The sequence below is a fragment of the Thermoanaerobacter kivui genome (genome assembly GCF_000763575.1).
GTDB lineage: Bacteria > Bacillota > Thermoanaerobacteria > Thermoanaerobacterales > Thermoanaerobacteraceae > Thermoanaerobacter > Thermoanaerobacter kivui.
Genome location: NZ_CP009170.1, coordinates 738434 through 755387 on the forward strand (window position 1 = coordinate 738434; position 16954 = coordinate 755387).

Genomic DNA, 16954 nt, shown 5'->3' on the forward strand with positions numbered 1-16954 from the left:
GATTTAAAACATCTTCTTATTATCATTATATCATACTTATGCGAATTTAATCTGATTGTTTTTACACAGTCCGAGAACTCGATATAAATTCAAAATCGACACTTTCGTTCCAAAATAAACAAATTTTATAAATTAAGTGATATAATATAAAAAATGGGCGAAAAGTATGTTAAATTTTGTTTTAAGCCAAAAAATGGTAAAGTTGTTAAGGCACTTGCAAAGTCCATCAAAATACAGGAAGTGATAATTAATGAGGTGATGGCTGGTGCTGTCGCAACGGGTGCCGGACAATATACATTACAAGCAGGGATAGGTGGAGCAATTGCTGGTGGAATCAATTATTATTTTGAACATCCAATGCCAACCTACTTTTTTGTGATATATTAAAATTTTGATTTTTTCTATCAATCTTTTATTTTTTGTAAGATAATTTTGACGAAAAGTTAAGTAATAATTTGAGGAAATTGCATATAAAATAATTTTAAAAATATGCAATTTCCTCATAAATAAATTTTTAAAAACTATTAATATAAACTCTTGTGAATAATGTCAAATTTTGTTCCACTTTATAATCTAATTAAAAATGGAAATGGCAGGGTATTTGTTATAATTGATATGCTTATAAGCTGACTCATCTATAAATTATTTATTATCAGGGCTATTATACAATTTATTATAACTTTTAATTTTTATACTTGAGGAGAGAATGGATGTTATGAAAAATTCTGATAAAAAAAATTATTATGTTGTTGGTATAATTTCTGGAACACTTACTTATTGGTTAACTAAAAACATAAATTCTTATTTATCACTAGTTGTAGCTGTTTTAATTGGTTTTGGCGTAGGATATTTATATAGAATTATATCTGAATTTATCGAGAACAAAAAACATAAAAAATGATTTTTAAATAACAAAAATAGCGGAATAACTTTTGTAACGAGGCTTTTTATAACATATATTTAACAAAATCTTATAAGGACATAACTTCAGAAATATAAAATTTAAGGTGAAAAGTAAGTTGGCCCTTGAAAGAAGCAAATAGAAATTTAGAGGTGTAAAATAAATGAATTAAATAAAATGTAAAGCTTATGAGAAAGTTTTAAAACTTTCTCATAAGCTTTATTAAGTAAAAAAATAGAAACTTAAAAGGTGGTTAAATGTATAAAAATCAAGATTATTTATTAAAAAGTTTAATGGTATTGCTATTAGCAATAATTATGATAGATATCTATAAGAGTACTTTGATGAAGGATAATGCAATGTTTTCAAATATAATGGCTTTATGGATTTTATTTACTTCTTATATTGTCTATAGAAAATATAATAATAGTTTAACTCCTAAAATGGGTATTATTTTTGTTTCAATAATATCAATCACAAATTTATTATGCTATTTATTTCCTGATATAAATTATTCTTTTGCAGGAGAGATTATTTATCATATAGTTTTACTTATTGGATTGGGTTTATTAATTTATGCTTCATATAGCGATTTTAAAAACGTGTTTAACAAAAAGTGAATATAATCCGTAGTTAAGTCTATATAATTGTGTAAAAAGTTGAGACATTCCTCTTGTCTAAGATACATTAAATTATTATTGTAATTTTAATTTTTGATATTATTAGAGGGATAGTAAAAAATTAGGTAAAAAAGGGGAATAAAATACCATGAAAAATTTAAGTTATACAAATTTTTTTATTTTTGGTATGATTGTTGGGCTAGTTTCAGCTTTGTTAACAGAAAATATGAATTATTATTCACGAATGATAGTGTCAATATTAGTTGGGTTAAGTGTAGGTATTGTGTATAGAATTGTATACAATTTTTATTGGAGGCAAAAAAAGTCAAAATAAAAAGTTAAGTCTATATAATTAAAACTTGAATTCAGCAAGTGAATTTATAAAATACCCAAATAGAGCCATTTGAGGGCCAAATTAAGCGAAAATTTTTTACAAAAAATATATGGAGATTGCTCTTTTTCCTGATAAAATTTAATGTTAACTAATCATGCTTAACAAAGCACAACCATGGATGAAAATCTATTTTCGCATAAAATATAGGGAAAATAGAGTAATTCTTATAATAGTTAGGAATGGTAAGTACATTGTCTGGAAGGGAAATAAACAATAACCCTACATTTTCTTTAGCTTAGATTAAAAAAACGTGAAACTACAGAAAAATGTAGTAGACAACGAAAAAAATTTTATGCTAAATTAGAGGTAAGATATAGAAATGGATGTGAATTCAAGAAAAATTAAGAAAGAAAAGCGAGTTTCTTACATATTGCCATGCATGGCAGGTTAAAATAGATGAAAATCGCGCGATTGGAGTCAGAAAGGAGAGGAGGGAAAGGAATGGAAGCCGTAATACCAATGAATGAATTTATGGAATTGACAGAAGATGATTTAATAGTTGTTGATGGTGGAGATATAAAAGCTGCAGCTGAACACTATCTTGAAGGCCTTGCTGGAGTAGCATTAGGTGTAGAGATGATTGGGGCTTCAGTAAAACAAAAAAATGGGGTTAGAAGAGTTGGAGAAGTTGTAGGTGGCATTGGTGCAATATTGTCTGGTGTTTATTTAATGGGATACGGTGTCGTAGATCTTTTTAGATAATTCAAAAGAGGGGGATTTTTTACCCCCCTTCTATTAATGCAAAGGAGAGATATTTCATGTTAAAATTAAACAAAAATAATATTTTTAATATCATACTATTACTGGTATTTATTTTAATTATAATAAATATTTATAAAAGCATTTTAAAGAAAAATGATTTGTTTCCTTATATTGTATCACTTTGGATACTTTTTGCTTCTTATGTTTTACGGTATAAATTTAAAATGAAGTTTTCTTCAACTGCAGGTACAATTTTTGCTTCTATAATTAATATAACTCATATTATGTCATATGTATTTCCAGTAATATTTGAGAGATATTCTTTTATTAGTACAATATATATTATTTTATTAAGTGTTAGTTTATTTTTGATTTTTTACGGATCATATATAGATTTTAAGAATCCGCCCAAAAAAGATTTTAGCCAGTTATAGGCTATATAAATATCCAGAATGAATGATATAAAGAAAGACAGAGTTAAATCTATAATAATTGTGTAGGGATGTGAAAAATTAATAAAAATAATTATGACCAAAAGCTAAAATATGTATAACATACAATATATAGTAATTGGAATGACCAATCAAGCAGAAAGAAAGTGACAAGTGAAAAGAAAAGAACGAAAGAGGTGCCAAAGAAGGACATAAATATCCTGTAGAAGTCAAATGTTAAAAAATGGCCTGAACTAGATTCAGTGAAAATTAAGCCGATTGCATCAGACCACTAAGAGATTTAAACTCATCAAATTTACCCAGTTTAATAGCTACAATAGCGACAGTAAGCAAAGTAATATGGCCAAAAGTATTAACGTTGCTGACAGAATTAATATTTCTAACATAAGCCTTTTCAAAATCCAGAGCTTTAAATCTAAATTTATCTTTTTGATTCTACTCTTAGTCTATAGACAGCCTTAAAATATAGGGAGTCTCTATTAATAGAAGACCTATAATCAGAAGATATAATAACATACTTAGTACAGCCTCTATGCTTTTTGCCATTAAAATATTTAGGATGCTGAATAGGGCAAGCAGAGTCATCTTTAGAATTGCAGAACTTGCAAACAAATTTTTGCTTAATAAAACCATCAAAATATTGCTTGCCGTCTTTGAGCATTTTAATACCCGCTTCACAAACGATATAACCATCATCAGTCAGAGGGGGATTTTTAGAATTACGCTTGTTAAGAGGAATAAAACAATGACCATGGAGAGTATTTCTAACATAATTATAGAGTTTCTTAACGTCATAACCTTTATCAGCGATAAAATTAGTACCAGTCAGTTTAAACCAATTATTAGTATCAGCAAGTAAAGACAAAGCGACATCAAAATCAGGGACATCAGCAGGAGTAGTAGTTTCAGCGATAGGTAATCCAGAGATAGCATCAACAATAATATGATTTTTATAGCCCCAATAAAACTTATAACGTTTATTAGAAGAATCATTAGAAGCAGAATAAACGCCTAATTTACAATCCTTATCAGATTTAGGCTGATTATCTTTAGAGAATTTATTTTTAGAAAAAGACTTAGGGTTATTTAACTTAGTGTTAGCTTTAATAGGGGTAGAGTCCATGGAAATAAACTCACCAGAGATAATACCCATATTTTTGAGGATATTGACTTGATTTTGAAAGATAGTGGTTAAATAATCATGAGAGAACTCATTAATAAAACGGCGGAAAGTCCAATAAGAAGGAAGAGGTTTAAGGATGTTAAAGCCACAAAGATGAGCAATGATAAGATTATTGCGGAGATAATCTAAAAGGTCAGAAATTGTACCGAATCTTAAAGCTTAATAACAATAAAAGCTCTAAACATTGCATGATGAGAATAACCCTTACGGCCATGACTAGAGGAAGGGAATTCAGGTATTGAAGACAAGTCTAGATTTTTAAACATAGAAAAATAAAAGTCTATTTTAGACTGGAAGTAAAAAGTTCAGGTATATTTAAAAGTAATTGAAGCTGGTACATGTAGGATTTCCTCCTCCTTAAGAAATATTTTCATGCTGTATATATAATAATTCGACAAATGGGAGGAGAAATCCTACATAAAAGATAAAAAATTCAAGAGTGATAGAAAAAAAGTATGTCTCCAGAATCGCTTAAATGAAGGCTTTTGAATTTTGCACAAGTCTAGTATAACTTCATAAGGAGTTATCTTAATAAGAACCCTGCTATTAGCATACTTTGGAGCAGTAGAGTAAATATGTTTTCCACCATTTAGACTGAATTTCCCATAAGCATTGGTTTTGACTGTTACATACTCAGCCACATCAAAGGGGTTACTAGGTAATTTGAGCATGGCCTTTCTGTCTTCTCTGAAAAGTTCGGCATGAGTTCCTTCTTTCCGATAGTGTTCCCGTTCCATGTCCTCATCGCATAATCGTAAAAGTTCAACATTAAAGTCCTCTAACTTTTCAAACCGAGGAGGTGGCACTAGAAAGTTACGCCTGTGATACCCTACTTTGTTCTCTACATTTCCTTTCTCATGCCCGGCATTTGAATTGCAAAATGTAACTTCAAAACCGTAGTGCTGTTTAAACCTTAGAAATGCATCTGTAAGTTTTCTTTCACTATTTTTTAATAGCTTCACAATATTACTGGCATTATCAAACCACAGCTTATGCGGTACCCCACCGATATGTTCAAATATGTTTTTCAATCCCTGGAATAAACATTCCTGATTTTCTCCCTTGAAAAGCTGTGTATAACCTACATTGCTATAGGGGAATGATAGATTCAAATAAAATCCATGATACAATGTTCCATTCTCATAAAAATCAGCTTCACCAAAATCTACTTGAGCCTCCCCTGGTATATGTTCTAATGGTAAACGGCATGAGTTGTTTTGATACAGCTCTTTTTCTTCATAGCCACATATCCTGCTACAGTGCGATAAGAACAATTAAATTTATCACCATATTTTTCGCACAGCCTATCATAAACCCGTTTGGCAGTATGCCTTTGTTTTCTTCGGGCTTTTTTGTCTTCTTCAAGCCATTGATCTATATCTTCTTTGAAAGGCTCAAGTTTTGGAAATACCTTTTTCGCTTTGGTGTCAGTTGAAGCATTCCAGTCTTCCTGGTAAACATATTTGCGCACCGTTTTCCGGTCAACTTTAAATTTCCTTGCTATTTCACTGATATTTAACCCTTTAAAAAAGAACGCATTTCTGATATCATCTATTTGGGTCATTGTGAGCATCCTCCATTCCTCCCTTGCAGTTAAGAGTTTCCCTAACTACAAGGATAATGGTTTTTATGGGTGCCTGCAATGACCCTTTGCAAATCTGGGGATTTTTGAGTTGCAAAAGTGGGGATTTTTCTTTGCAACTTTGTCCATTTTTATTTTACAATAAACAAGCTAGCGCGGCCCTTGACAGAACCAATAGAAATTATGGAGGTAAAATAAATGGATGGTGTCAATTTTTTGATGGAAAAATTAAATAATTTTCCTGTAATTAAGGTTTCTTTGTTGTTTATACTAGTTGCTCTTGTAGTATTAAGCGGAATAAAAATAGGAGAAATAGTAGGAAAATTTGTATATTATATACTACACTAGATGTTTTAATAGCACAGTTAGTTGGGAAAGCACAGTAATATGGTGAAAGTATATACTTTCACCATATCAGTTTGTTGACAAAGCAAAATTTTAGCCCCTGTTTTCTTAGTACCGAAAGCAGGGGCTGTATATATCTGGATAAAATTTTCTTTAAAACTCCAAATAATGGATATTTTAACTTGGATTCGGCAAGTGAATTTATGAAATACCCAAATAGAGCCATTTGAGGGCTAAATTAAGCGAAAATTTTTTACAAAAAATATATGGAGATTCCCCTTTTTTTGATAAAATTTAAGTGACAAACAAAAACATTAACAGAAAGGAGAATCTCCATAGTATGAGTTTAACACTTAATCTTACAAAAGAAAAGGGGTTTTCAAAATATATTTTGCCAGCAACTTTTGATAATTTTACAGTATCAAACAATGTAACTTTCACCTATATCCAAGCATTTAAAGAAAAAATCGGCTTTAATAAAATTCTTTCAAGCATATTATCCTTTAAAAAAGCACCAAATGCTGTTTTTCAACCAGCCGAGATTATTGACTTTATGATTGATTCTGTAATTCAAGGGAATACCCGCTTTCTTCACATGGACCAACTAAGATATGCTAATGCATACACAGAAATTAAAGGACATAAAGTTCCCAGCGAAAAAGTATGCAGGGACTTAATTAAAGCCATGCCTGAAAGTTCTCTTGAAGAATTAAGACTTATTAACAAGACTTTGCTTTCCTTGCAATCTAAAGGAACGAAACATGAAGTCATTATGAATTTTGATGATACAGTTTGTACTATATTTGGAGAGCAGGAAGGTGCTTCAGTAGGTTATAATCTAAGGTACCATGGTCGACCATCTATCAGGCTATAGTAACGAACATTGAATACATGACACCTGAACAGATATTTCATGAATACAACCAACGCTGCGACATTGAAAACAAAATAGATGAACTAAAAGAAGGATTTGCTTTTTCAAAAAACAGTCAAAGAAACAAATTTTGCAACGAAATATTTTTGCTTATCAAAATGATCGCTTACAATCTCCACAATTGGTTCAAAAGGACTATCTTGCCAGAGTTTATGAGTCATCATGAGATAACCACAATAAGGCGAATATTATATAATGTACCTGGTAATCTTGTTGGGAAAGGACGTTATAGGCATATACGTTATCCTAATAATCCATTTCTTAAAACTGTGATAACATATATACGAAAAGCACTAATGGTATTTTTTAAAGGCAAAAAACATTTTTCTCAAATTATCACAACCTGATTAAAAAATTTTCTCACTTTCTGAGAACATTACAGCTAAGATATATTAATATCTGTTATTGATAATTTGGATTAATTGACGTATAATAGAGTAGAATGAAAGTAGTGAGAACTACTACTCTCATAAACTGATTTCATTTTGTGCCTGGTAAACTGCTTCTTTGGTAAGAATAGGGGGTTAATTTAAAATGTCAGAAAAACATGATTTATATTTTCAACCTGAACCTGGCTTTACCGCGGAAGAGGCTTATGAAGAGGCTTCTCGCTGTTTGAATTGTAAAATTCCTTCCTGTCAGAGAGCCTGCCCTTTAAAAGTAGATATCCCAGGCTTTATTAATGCCATTAAGGAAAAAGATCTGGAAACGGCTATGATGATTATTAGAGATCGTCATCCCTTGCCCGCTATGTGTGGTTATGCCTGCCCCAGCAGTAAATTTTGTGAAGGGCATTGTGCTTTGGCTAAAAAAGGCAAGCCTATTGCAATAGCCAAGCTAAAACGTTTTGTAGCTGATTGGGAATATGCTAACAGTATCAACGCTCAAAGATGGGCAAAACCTAGAGATGTTGCTGTTGTAGGAGGTGGACCGGCTGGAATCACTGCTGCCTATGAACTTTTGAAACTGGGGCATAGAGTGACCATTTTAGAAGCTAGTAATTTATTAGGAGGACTTTTAAGAAAGGCTTTGCCTGATTTTCGTTTGCCCAGGGAATTGGTGGATATTGAAGTTCAGAGGATAAAAAGATTTGGGGTTAGAGTAGAGACAGGAGAGATTTTGGGCAAAAACATCACCTTAAAAGATTTAAAACGTGTTTATGATGCAATTTTAATTGCCGGCGCCCCATATAAATCTAAAAAGTTAAATATTCCTGGAGAAGAACTACCTCAGGTATATTCCGGTATAGAATTTTTGATAAAACTTAAAAGTCTTCAATTGGATGAAGTGGATAAAATAAAGGTTGGTGAAAAGGTAGTTGTCATCGGTGGCGGGAATGTTAGTATAGACGTTGCGAGGTCATGTTTGCGCTTAGGAGCTAAGGAAGTGATAATTATTTATCGTAAAGGACCTGAAGAAATGCCTGCCTTAAAAAAAGAGGTAGATAAAGCTTTAGAAGAAGGAGCGAAAATCGTTTACTGGAGTACTCCGATTGAGATTAAAGGAGAGAATGGAAGGGTAACAGCAATAAACATTCAAAACCCTAATGGACAAGAAACTCTCCCGGTGGACGAAGTTTATGTAACTATTGGATACACCCCTAACCCTGAAAGCTTTAAAATTCCTGAATTAAAGCTGACAGAAAAAGGCTTAGTTGAAATAGATCCAAACACTTGTGAAACCTCCATCGAAGGGGTTTTTGCAGCTGGAGATGTAGCCTATGGTCCTTCCACTATTGCTGAGGCTATGGCTAGTGGCAAAAAGGCTGCTTGGGGTATCCATAAATATTTATCCCGAAAATAAAACACTAACAAAAAAGACAAAAAACAACAACTACTCCTAATGCCTCTAGCTTTTTGATGGACTGTTTCACAATTGCTTCTTTCTTGCGTTCTTCATAATAGGTTATTCCTAAGTCGCTATATGTTTCTTTTCGCTTCAATAAATAATGCACAATTGTAAGAATGCTATGGGCAACAGCAACTGCAGCGCGATTGGCTCCTCGCTGGGCAGCTATACGGTGATACTGCGCTGATAAATATGTATCTTTCGTGTGAGCAGCAGCTCTTGCAGCTTCTACTAACACAGACCGTAATTTTTCGTTCCCTTTTCGTGTTCTACCCGATTTTCTTTTCCCTACACTTTCATTTTACCTGGAGCTACCCCCGCCCAGGAGCAAAGATGAGCTGCAGAAGGAAATTGCTCCATGTCAAGTACCAATCTCAGCTATAATGTGTTTAGCTGTGCGTCTGCCCACTCCTGGAATAGTGTCTAAACGCTCCAGGTCCTCCTCAAAAGGGAGCATTCGCCTCTTTATCTCTTCATCCAATAAGGCTATTTGTTCATCGAGAAAATCTATATGTGCCAGCTGTGTCTTTAACATTAATCTTTGATGTGGCCCTATTAAACCATTTAAAGCTTTCTTTAGTTCTTCTTTCTTATTCTTTAATCGTTTCTGAGCCAATTCGGATAAAATGGCAGGATCTTCTTCTCCATTAATTATAGCTTCAATCATCGCACGTGATGATTTCCCCAGTATATCTGTAGTTACAGAAGCAAGTTTAATATTTGCTCCCTCTAATACTTTTTGCATCCGGTTTATTTCTCTGGCACGTTCTTCTATTAAGCTCCGTCGATATCTTATTAATTCCCGCAATTCCCTCTGCTCTCTTGAAGGTATATAACTGCCCTGCAGTAAACCATGCTGCAATAGCCCTGCAATTCACTCTGTCAATGGTAATGTAATATTTTATAGGCCCCTTTTTCATATACACCTTTATGAAAAACAAATGCAAATTCATTCCTTAATTTCTTCTATGAAGTTAGTCACAATATCAATATATTCGTTAACTAACTCTATAAGGGTTTTTATAATTGTCAAAAATTATTTTGTGGTTTATATCTTCATACTGGTGAACAATTCTATTTCTTACACCAGTAAAAGAGGCAAGCTGTTTTGAAACTTTGTTAGGTAAAATCTTTTTATCCCCAAGTATTATAAAAGATTCATAATAACTTTTAGGAGGTCTTAACCCTTTGTATTCTATAATTAAAGAATTTATATCCATGCAGGTTTCTATTATAAGCTGTACCAGTCTTTCACCAGTATAATAAATGAAGTAATTGCTTTTTATTGATAAATCGAGTTTAAGTTATAAATAGTTTTTGATATAGTTTTAAAATACGTTTGTTATGCGAGGGGAAGTACATGTTTTATGAGATAGATGGCATTTTTTACGACAAAGAAAAATTAAATGAATTTGTTAACAAATATAATCCATCATTAATCTTGATATTTGGCTCCTATGCAAGAGGAAGAGTACATGAATTGAGCGATTTAGATATTGGAATAAAATTTGATAAAAACATAGAAATGGCTTTGTATAGCTCAATATTAAAAGAGCTTGTAGAAATTTTCAATAGAGAGGATATTGATGTTGTAATTTTAAACTATGCTGATCCACTTTTGCGTTTTGAAATTATAAGTAGTTGCAAAGTGTTGTATCAGGCTTATCCTGAAGCATACCTAGATTTTTATTTGTATTCTGTCAAAGGTTATGATGATGTGAAAAGATTAAGAAAATTGGAAGAAAATTATTTAAAAAAGGGGATAAAAAATGAATTACAAAGATGTCATCCGCCGCAAATTAATAAGCCTCTCTAATTATGTAAAACAACTTCTGCCAATAACTGAATATACTTATGAGGAATACATAAAAGCCTTAATATTTCAAGTCCCATACCTTCTAAATTGCTCTTTGTACCGCTTCCAAAAAGTACGCTAAAAGGATTTGGCGTTGTATAATATTTTAACACAGGTTTGTCTTTTATGCCTGCCTCTTCCGCAGCAATATCTACTGCATCATAAAAATCTCCCAGTTTATCCACAAGACCAATTTTAAGGGCCTGCCTTCCTGTAAATATTCTTCCATCTGCTAATTCTTTTACTTTATCTATAGGCATTTTTCTTCCTTAAGACACAATCTCTAAAAACTGTTGAAAAGTGTCGTCTATTATCCCCTGCAATATTTTCTTTTCTTCAGGAGTCAAATCCCTTGTAGGAGAACCCATGTCTTTGTGAACGCCACTTTTTATAGTCACTTCTTTTAACCCCAATTTGTCGTAAAGCTCTTTATAATTGGTATACTGCATAATAACACCAATGCTTCCTGTTATTATAGCAGGGTTTGCCACTATTATGTCTCCTGCACATGCTGCCATATATCCCCCTGAAGCTGCAGTATCTCCCATTGAAACTATGACTTTTTTACCGGTTTCTTTTAATTTTTTAATCTCTTTGTAAATTTCTATTGATTTTGCAGCAGAACCACCTGGACTGTTTATTTTAATTATAACGGCTTTGACAGTGTTATCTTCTTGAGCTTTCCTTATCTGTTCAACTGGGTCATTTAAATTTTGCGGTATTCCCAATAAATTTGTTGTCTCTCCAATAATACCTTCAATTGTTATAACGCCTATTGTGTTGGAAGTCAATGGCACATTTTTGTTCTCTTGAGGCATTGTAAGAAAAATAGAGGCAATAGAAGTACCGATTATCAAGACAATCACAATTAGTCCTATTAAGGCTTTTTTACTCATTTTTTCTCCTCCCTCATTCTCCTTTATATAATCTCTCCACAAAGCTTTTTGCCATTAAATACACCACAATATTTAATGCGATAAACAAACCCTCTATTACCGAAGCAATTATCACTTTAGCATTAGCAAAGCCAAACTTTTCAAATAGCCCAATAATCGCAAACATACAACCTATCAAAAAAATCGTAACAATCATGCAAAAGCACATTTAAATTTCCCTTCATAGCCTTTTGAGGATTCTCCCATTCAAAGGAAGGCTTCATGGCGTCTATCAAAAGGCTTAGTATATTTACTGCGGAAATGCCTATAAGCATTAAAACAATCAGTATTACCATACTTAAAAGGTGTATTTTAAAAAGATACCAGCCCAATACATATATAGGAAGTATAATCACTATTGTAATAATTATACCAAAAATCCATTTTGCTTTTAACTGTAGTGCCGGCTCAACTGGCATCAACTTTGATATGTAAAACATTTTTCCTTCCCTTGAAAAGGAAGTAGATGAAAGGCTATTGCTTCCTGCTACAAAAAGCGAAAAAGCAAGTCCTATCATTGAAACCCAAAACCAGCCGTTAGGAGCTGACGTATAATTTGTGATATTTTCAAGTCCAATTTTTGTATTTTCTATAAAAGAAACAATGAATATAAAAGGAATTATTATAGCAACTGGCAGTACATTCATAGCATACACAGGTACTCTTGTAAAAAGCTTTCATTCTCTTAAAGGCAAAGCCTTTAATACGCTTGACTTTACTATACTCTTTTCAAGGAATATTTTCTTTCTTTTCGCTTCAACTTCCTGTCCTGAAATTACCGCTTTAAAATACATTTTTTGAGCAGAAACAACTAAAATACCTGTAAACAGTGCTGATACGGCAATAAACATCAAAAGATTCAAAAATCCTGACATAGTATTGTAGTCAGTCATAGAAACAGCTTCCCATAGAGCAGGAGGAAAACTTCTGGATATCATCTTTGCAATATTAACATTTTGCAAAATAAAACTGTCTATTGCCTGCTGTCCGCCATTCTGTGGCATTCTATTTATGACAAATTGTATCCCAAAGGAGAAAATTAACGCAAAAACACTCACTATAACTGTATATAAGTCCTTTTTCTTTCTTAAATTCACAAACCTCATCATTAAAACAGAGACAATTGCCGCAAGCGAAAGAGGTATTACAGGTGTAAATATGAATACAATAAATGAAACGAGGTAGTATAAAATTCCTGCCTGTGTGCCAATGCCGTAAATGAAAATTGCCGGCAGCATCAAAAATGCCAGTATCACATACTCATTTAACAAAATTATGCAATATTTTGACAAAAGTATTTTATAAGGTTGTATGGGAAGGGGTATTAAAATATTCGTGTCATCAGAAAAATAAAACACAGAAATAGTCCAAAAAAAGCCGAATACCAATGTCAAAAGCTGAGCTAAAAGAAGGACTGTCACAGGCATAAGCTGAGGCTGGTTAATTAACATGCTTGCTACATACATGCTGTTTAAATACATTATGTACATAAAAAGCAATGTTCCCCCGCCAACAGCCATTCCAAATAGAGCAAGCACTATTTCCCATAAATCTTTCTTTTTAACAAAATATTTATATCTCATTGCCGAAATGCCATAATAAACTTTCATTTGTGTTTTTAAAAGGGAGATAAACTCTTTCATTTTTCTGTCAACTCCAGGAATATTTTCTCTAAAGATTCCCATTCATGTTGGCTCTTTATCTCTTCCATAGTACCATAAGCTATAATTTTGCCTTTGTTTATTATCGCTATTTTATCGCACAGCCTTTCTGCAACTTCCAAGACGTGTGTTAAAAAAAAACACAGTAAAACCTGCTTTTGTATGTTCTGCCATAAGCTCTTTAAGTAAAAAGGCAGATTTTAGGTCCAGCCCTACCATGGGTTCATCCAAAATCCAAACAGAAGGATTGTGAATAAGTGCGGCTGTAATGAGGAGCTTTTGTTTCATTCCATGAGAATAACTTTGTATTAAGTCTCCAATGGCATTCTTTAGATCAAAAGCCTCCAAGAAATATTCAATCCTCTCTTTCCTGTCTTTTTCAGATACGCCGTATACATCTGCAATAAAATTGAGATATTCTATGCCTGTCAGTTTGTCATAAATATCAGGGCTGTCTGGAACATATCCTATGCGCTTTTTAACCTCTATAGGATTTTTGTCGATATCAATTCCGTCTACTTTAATTTCTCCCGTATCGTGAGACAGAAGACCTACTATCATTTTTATCGTAGTAGTTTTGACAGCACCGTTAGGACCTAAAAATCCAAATATTTCACCTGGATTTACAACAAGGTCAATGTTGTCGACAGCTTTTATTATATCATAAATTTGTTCAAAATTTGCCAATTAAATTAATAAATTTTATCATTTTTTCTTGTATTTTCAGCCAAAAGGTAGTATTAAAAAACTTTTAAACTTCATATTATTATTTTGAATTACATTAACAGGGAGGAGAGCTATTGGACACCAAAAAATATTAAAACCAATTCTCCTTTTACTAGCACTCATTTTTTTAACTTACTTTTCTATTTCCTTTTTCAATAAAACCATAGAGACAGTTGCAGACAATAAAGAAGAGATAAAAACTGTACTGGATGAATTTTTTAAAAGAAGAGGAAGTGTACTTTTAAGCGGCGACATAAGAGAAATAGAAGGTTTTTACGACAAGTCATCTACATACGGCAAATGGGCATTGGACCATGAAAGGAGGCGAATCGAATACGTTAAAGGATGGTCTGAAAAGAGAGATCTTAAGTTTACAGAAGCAGAGTCTTTTTACAGGATAAAAAGCGTAAAAGCTGGTGAAAACTCTATTTGGGTGTATCTTGTTGAGACGATGAAAATGGGATACGCTTACAACATAAAAAGCGATGTAATAAATTACATGGGATTAGGTATACGGCATTCCATACAGTTCGTAAAAGTTGATGGAAAATGGCTTATAAGAAGAGATTGGTATTATGACCCACTTGACGAAGACTCTGCCTATATAGACGCTACTCCCGCCGAAATACTTCCGATAGATATCATGTCCCTTTCGACTTAGGATGGGATAAGAGGGTAATTTATAGATTTATACATATAAATGATTAAAAGATAGAGAAAAAATCCTCTATCTTTCAGACTGTTGACAAAATATCGGGAACCCGTTATGATGAGAAGGGTTCCTTGTTTTTTTAACGGTACAAAGCAAAAGAGGAGAGGAGAAGAAAGATGTTATCAAAGAAACAGGATGCCAGACATCAAATAGAATTTGTAAGCATAGATCAGTTAGTTCCAAAAGATCACCTTTTAAGGAAGATAGAAAGAGTTATAGATTTTAGTTTCATATATGATTTAGTAAAAGAGAAATATTCCGAAGATCACGGCAGACCAAGCATAGACCCAGTAGTACTCATAAAAATACTTTTCATTCAATATCTTTTTGGTATACCATCGATGAGGAGGACAATAGCAGAAATAAAAACAAATGTAGCGTATAGATGGTTTTTAGGGTATGGGCTGACAGAAGAAATACCTCATTTTTCAACATTTAGTCAGAACTACATAAGAAGATTCAAGGGGACGGATATATTTGAAAAAATATTTACGAAAATTTTAGAAGAAGCAATAAAACATGGGCTAGTAAATGCAGAGGAAGTATTCATAGATTCAACCCATGTAAAAGCAAGTGCCAACAAGAAGAAATACACCAAAGAAATAGTAGAAAAAGAAGCCAGGACTTATCAAGAAAAACTAGAAGAAGAAATAAACAAGGATAGAGAGGCTCATGGCAAAAAGCCATTAAAGAAAATCAAGAAGATAAAGACGAAAGAAGTGAAAGTAAGCAAAACAGACCCGGATAGCGGAATGTTAAACAAAAACGGAAAAGAAAAAATCTTTGCATATTCTTTTCACACAGCCTGCGATAAAAACGGATTTGTATTAGGAGTAAAAGTTGAAGCTGCAAATGTACACGACAGTGTGATGTTTCAAGAAGTATTAGAAGAAGTTGAAAAGAGGGTAAGAAAACCGAAAGCAATAGCAGTAGACGCAGGCTATAAAAATCCGTACATATTAAAGACAATATTTGATAGACAAATAATACCATCAGTGCCGTATACAAGGCCAAAAACAAAAGATGGTTTCATGAAAAAACATGAATTTGTTTATGATGAATACTATGACTGTTACATATGCCCGCAGAATGAAATATTAACATATGTTACAACCAACAGAGAAGGATATAGAGAATACAAATCAAACCCAGAAAAATGTAAAAACTGTCCTCTAAGAGAAAAGTGTACCCAAAGTAAAGACTACACAAAGAGGATATTCAGGCACATATGGGAAGGATATGTAGAAGAAGCAGAACACCTAAGGCATACACCTTACTGTAAAGAAGTATATGAGAGAAGGAAAGAGACAATAGAGAGAGTATTTGCAGATTTAAAGGAGAAGCATGGTTTGCGATGGACGACGTTAAGAGGGAAGGAAAAATTGTCCATGCAAGCGATGCTTGTTTTTGCTGCCATGAATTTAAAGAAAATGGCCTTATGGTTATGGAGGAAGGGCAAAGGGCCCTTTGACATTTCAAAACTTTATTCATTATTTGGAGTTTTAAAGAAAATTTTATCCAGATATATACAGCCCCTGCTTTCGGTACTAAGAAAACAGGGGCTAAAATTTTGCTTTGTCAACAAACTGAAAGATAGAGAAAAAATCCTCTATCTTTAATTTTCTTTATCTGCTTCCTGAAGTTTTATAACATCTTCGTCTATAGAATTTTTGTCATGGTGATGCCTTACAATATCGACTATTCTCTCATTTAATCCAATTTCTTTACAAATTTGTGCACCATATTCTGCATGATTATAATACACTTTTAAAAAATATACATACCTTTTGATAAAATTACTCAAAAAAAAGGAATTTTATTCAAAATCACTGCTATGGCTTTTTTTGTAGGAGTAATTTTTGTTTTTATTTTTCCAATATCATGAAAAAGAGCCGCTTTTAAAAGGTCATATTCCTCTACCCTATATTTATCAATAAGATAATAACACACATCTAAAAAATGCCTTTTTTCATACACAGGCAATTTATTAAAGTATTCTAACTCTTTTTCATTTAAAAAACCCATTAAAAATTTATAATCTTCCTTATAAATTTTGGCCTTTTTCGCTTTAAAATATTGTTTTATCCTATTCATAAAATCACCT

Annotated in this window: 14 protein-coding genes and 7 pseudogenes; 10 read left to right on the forward strand and 11 right to left on the reverse strand. The window is 32.5% G+C overall.

The features are described from left to right. The first annotated feature begins 153 nt into the window (after positions 1–153). The 4 genes from TKV_RS03675 to TKV_RS03695 all read left to right on the forward strand — a co-directional run bounded on the left by TKV_RS03675 (position 154) and on the right by TKV_RS03695 (position 2617). Positions 154–387: a hypothetical protein gene (locus tag TKV_RS03675; RefSeq protein WP_049684792.1), complete on the forward strand. Its 234-nt coding sequence runs from the start codon at positions 154–156 to the stop codon at positions 385–387. 328 nt (positions 388–715) lie between these two features. Beyond that, on the forward strand, positions 716–901 hold the full coding sequence (locus TKV_RS03680; protein WP_148307245.1) for a hypothetical protein: 186 nt from the start codon (positions 716–718) through the stop codon (positions 899–901). A 257-nt stretch (positions 902–1158) separates the two neighbouring features. Beyond that, positions 1159–1521, forward strand: coding sequence for a hypothetical protein (locus tag TKV_RS03685; RefSeq protein ID WP_049684794.1), 363 nt, complete (start codon positions 1159–1161; stop codon positions 1519–1521). Positions 1522–2356: 835 nt separating this feature from the next. Continuing rightward, positions 2357–2617 (forward strand): hypothetical protein, encoded by a 261-nt coding sequence (locus TKV_RS03695; RefSeq protein ID WP_148307246.1) that lies wholly within the window; start codon positions 2357–2359, stop codon positions 2615–2617. Between the two features lie 701 nt (positions 2618–3318). On the opposite strand, the pseudogene TKV_RS03705 reads toward TKV_RS03695, so the two are convergent. After that, positions 3319–4592: pseudogene (locus tag TKV_RS03705) on the reverse strand (transposase). Positions 4593–4752: 160 nt separating this feature from the next. Then, a pseudogene (istA, locus tag TKV_RS03710) lies at positions 4753–5816 on the reverse strand (IS21 family transposase); the annotation flags it as partial. 216 nt (positions 5817–6032) lie between these two features. On the opposite strand from istA, the gene TKV_RS13135 reads away from it, so the two are divergent. The 3 genes and pseudogenes from TKV_RS13135 (at position 6033) to TKV_RS03720 (ending at position 8916) form a co-directional block, all read left to right on the forward strand. Beyond that, positions 6033–6182, forward strand: a complete 150-nt coding sequence (locus TKV_RS13135; protein WP_173402325.1) for a hypothetical protein — start codon at positions 6033–6035, stop codon at positions 6180–6182. Between the two features lie 337 nt (positions 6183–6519). Continuing rightward, positions 6520–7460 (forward strand): annotated as a pseudogene (locus TKV_RS03715) (transposase). Between the two features lie 187 nt (positions 7461–7647). After that, on the forward strand, positions 7648–8916 hold the full coding sequence (locus TKV_RS03720) for an NAD(P)-dependent oxidoreductase (RefSeq protein WP_049684798.1): 1269 nt from the start codon (positions 7648–7650) through the stop codon (positions 8914–8916). A gap of 4 nt (positions 8917–8920) precedes the next feature. On the opposite strand, the pseudogene TKV_RS03725 reads toward TKV_RS03720, so the two are convergent. Further along, positions 8921–9835 (reverse strand): annotated as a pseudogene (locus TKV_RS03725) (IS110 family RNA-guided transposase); the annotation flags it as partial. 124 nt (positions 9836–9959) lie between these two features. Further along, entirely contained in the window at positions 9960–10247 is a 288-nt protein-coding gene (hepT, locus tag TKV_RS03730; protein ID WP_322785817.1) for a type VII toxin-antitoxin system HepT family RNase toxin, read from the reverse strand. A 74-nt stretch (positions 10248–10321) separates the two neighbouring features. Between hepT and mntA the strand changes: the two genes are divergently transcribed. Beyond that, positions 10322–10777 carry a type VII toxin-antitoxin system MntA family adenylyltransferase antitoxin gene (gene mntA, locus TKV_RS03735; protein WP_029688037.1) on the forward strand — a complete coding sequence of 152 codons (456 nt, stop codon included), beginning with the start codon at positions 10322–10324 and terminating at the stop codon, positions 10775–10777. Here the strand turns inward: mntA and sppA are convergent. The 6 genes and pseudogenes from sppA to TKV_RS03750 form a co-directional block, all read right to left on the reverse strand. Further along, positions 10774–11712 (reverse strand): annotated as a pseudogene (gene sppA, locus TKV_RS03740) (signal peptide peptidase SppA). The gene mntA and the pseudogene sppA sit on opposite strands and share 4 nt — an antisense overlap. Before the next feature lie 13 nt (positions 11713–11725). Further along, positions 11726–11878, reverse strand: a complete 153-nt coding sequence (locus TKV_RS13390; RefSeq protein ID WP_236617368.1) for a hypothetical protein — start codon at positions 11876–11878, stop codon at positions 11726–11728. Further along, positions 11853–12398: a putative ABC transporter permease subunit gene (locus tag TKV_RS13395; protein WP_236617376.1), complete on the reverse strand. Its 546-nt coding sequence runs from the start codon at positions 12396–12398 to the stop codon at positions 11853–11855. The genes TKV_RS13390 and TKV_RS13395 overlap by 26 nt, the downstream gene beginning before the upstream one ends. Positions 12399–12428: 30 nt before the next feature. Beyond that, positions 12429–13436: a putative ABC transporter permease subunit gene (locus TKV_RS13400; RefSeq protein WP_236617378.1), complete on the reverse strand. Its 1008-nt coding sequence runs from the start codon at positions 13434–13436 to the stop codon at positions 12429–12431. Next, positions 13391–13534, reverse strand: a complete 144-nt coding sequence (locus tag TKV_RS14245) for a hypothetical protein (protein ID WP_236617386.1) — start codon at positions 13532–13534, stop codon at positions 13391–13393. Before TKV_RS14245 ends, TKV_RS13400 begins: the two co-directional genes overlap by 46 nt. Further along, complete coding sequence (locus tag TKV_RS03750; protein ID WP_236617405.1) at positions 13506–14099, reverse strand: ABC transporter ATP-binding protein; 594 nt, start codon at positions 14097–14099, stop codon at positions 13506–13508. The genes TKV_RS14245 and TKV_RS03750 overlap by 29 nt, the downstream gene beginning before the upstream one ends. Positions 14100–14212: 113 nt before the next feature. Between TKV_RS03750 and TKV_RS03755 the strand changes: the two are divergent. Then, positions 14213–14772: pseudogene (locus TKV_RS03755) on the forward strand (amidase domain-containing protein); the annotation flags it as partial. A gap of 194 nt (positions 14773–14966) precedes the next feature. Then, positions 14967–16469, forward strand: coding sequence for an IS1182-like element ISTte1 family transposase (locus TKV_RS03760; protein WP_049684799.1), 1503 nt, complete (start codon positions 14967–14969; stop codon positions 16467–16469). On the opposite strand, the pseudogene TKV_RS13935 reads toward TKV_RS03760, so the two are convergent. Next, positions 16466–16944 (reverse strand): annotated as a pseudogene (locus TKV_RS13935) (HDIG domain-containing metalloprotein). The gene TKV_RS03760 and the pseudogene TKV_RS13935 sit on opposite strands and share 4 nt — an antisense overlap. Between the last annotated feature and the right edge of the window lie 10 nt (positions 16945–16954).

Coding starts and splice junctions, on each gene's coding strand:
- TKV_RS03685 (WP_049684794.1), top strand. CDS start 1,159: ATGTATAAAAATCAAGATTATTTATTAAAAAGTTTAATGGTATTGCTA.
- TKV_RS03760 (WP_049684799.1), top strand. CDS start 14,967: ATGTTATCAAAGAAACAGGATGCCAGACATCAAATAGAATTTGTAAGC.
- TKV_RS03680 (WP_148307245.1), top strand. CDS start 716: ATGAAAAATTCTGATAAAAAAAATTATTATGTTGTTGGTATAATTTCT.
- TKV_RS13135 (WP_173402325.1), top strand. CDS start 6,033: ATGGATGGTGTCAATTTTTTGATGGAAAAATTAAATAATTTTCCTGTA.
- mntA (WP_029688037.1), top strand. CDS start 10,322: ATGTTTTATGAGATAGATGGCATTTTTTACGACAAAGAAAAATTAAAT.
- TKV_RS03720 (WP_049684798.1), top strand. CDS start 7,648: ATGTCAGAAAAACATGATTTATATTTTCAACCTGAACCTGGCTTTACC.
- TKV_RS13395 (WP_236617376.1), bottom strand. CDS start 12,398: ATGAATGTACTGCCAGTTGCTATAATAATTCCTTTTATATTCATTGTT.
- TKV_RS13390 (WP_236617368.1), bottom strand. CDS start 11,878: ATGTTTGCGATTATTGGGCTATTTGAAAAGTTTGGCTTTGCTAATGCT.
- TKV_RS13400 (WP_236617378.1), bottom strand. CDS start 13,436: ATGGGAATCTTTAGAGAAAATATTCCTGGAGTTGACAGAAAAATGAAA.
- TKV_RS03695 (WP_148307246.1), top strand. CDS start 2,357: ATGGAAGCCGTAATACCAATGAATGAATTTATGGAATTGACAGAAGAT.
- TKV_RS03675 (WP_049684792.1), top strand. CDS start 154: ATGGGCGAAAAGTATGTTAAATTTTGTTTTAAGCCAAAAAATGGTAAA.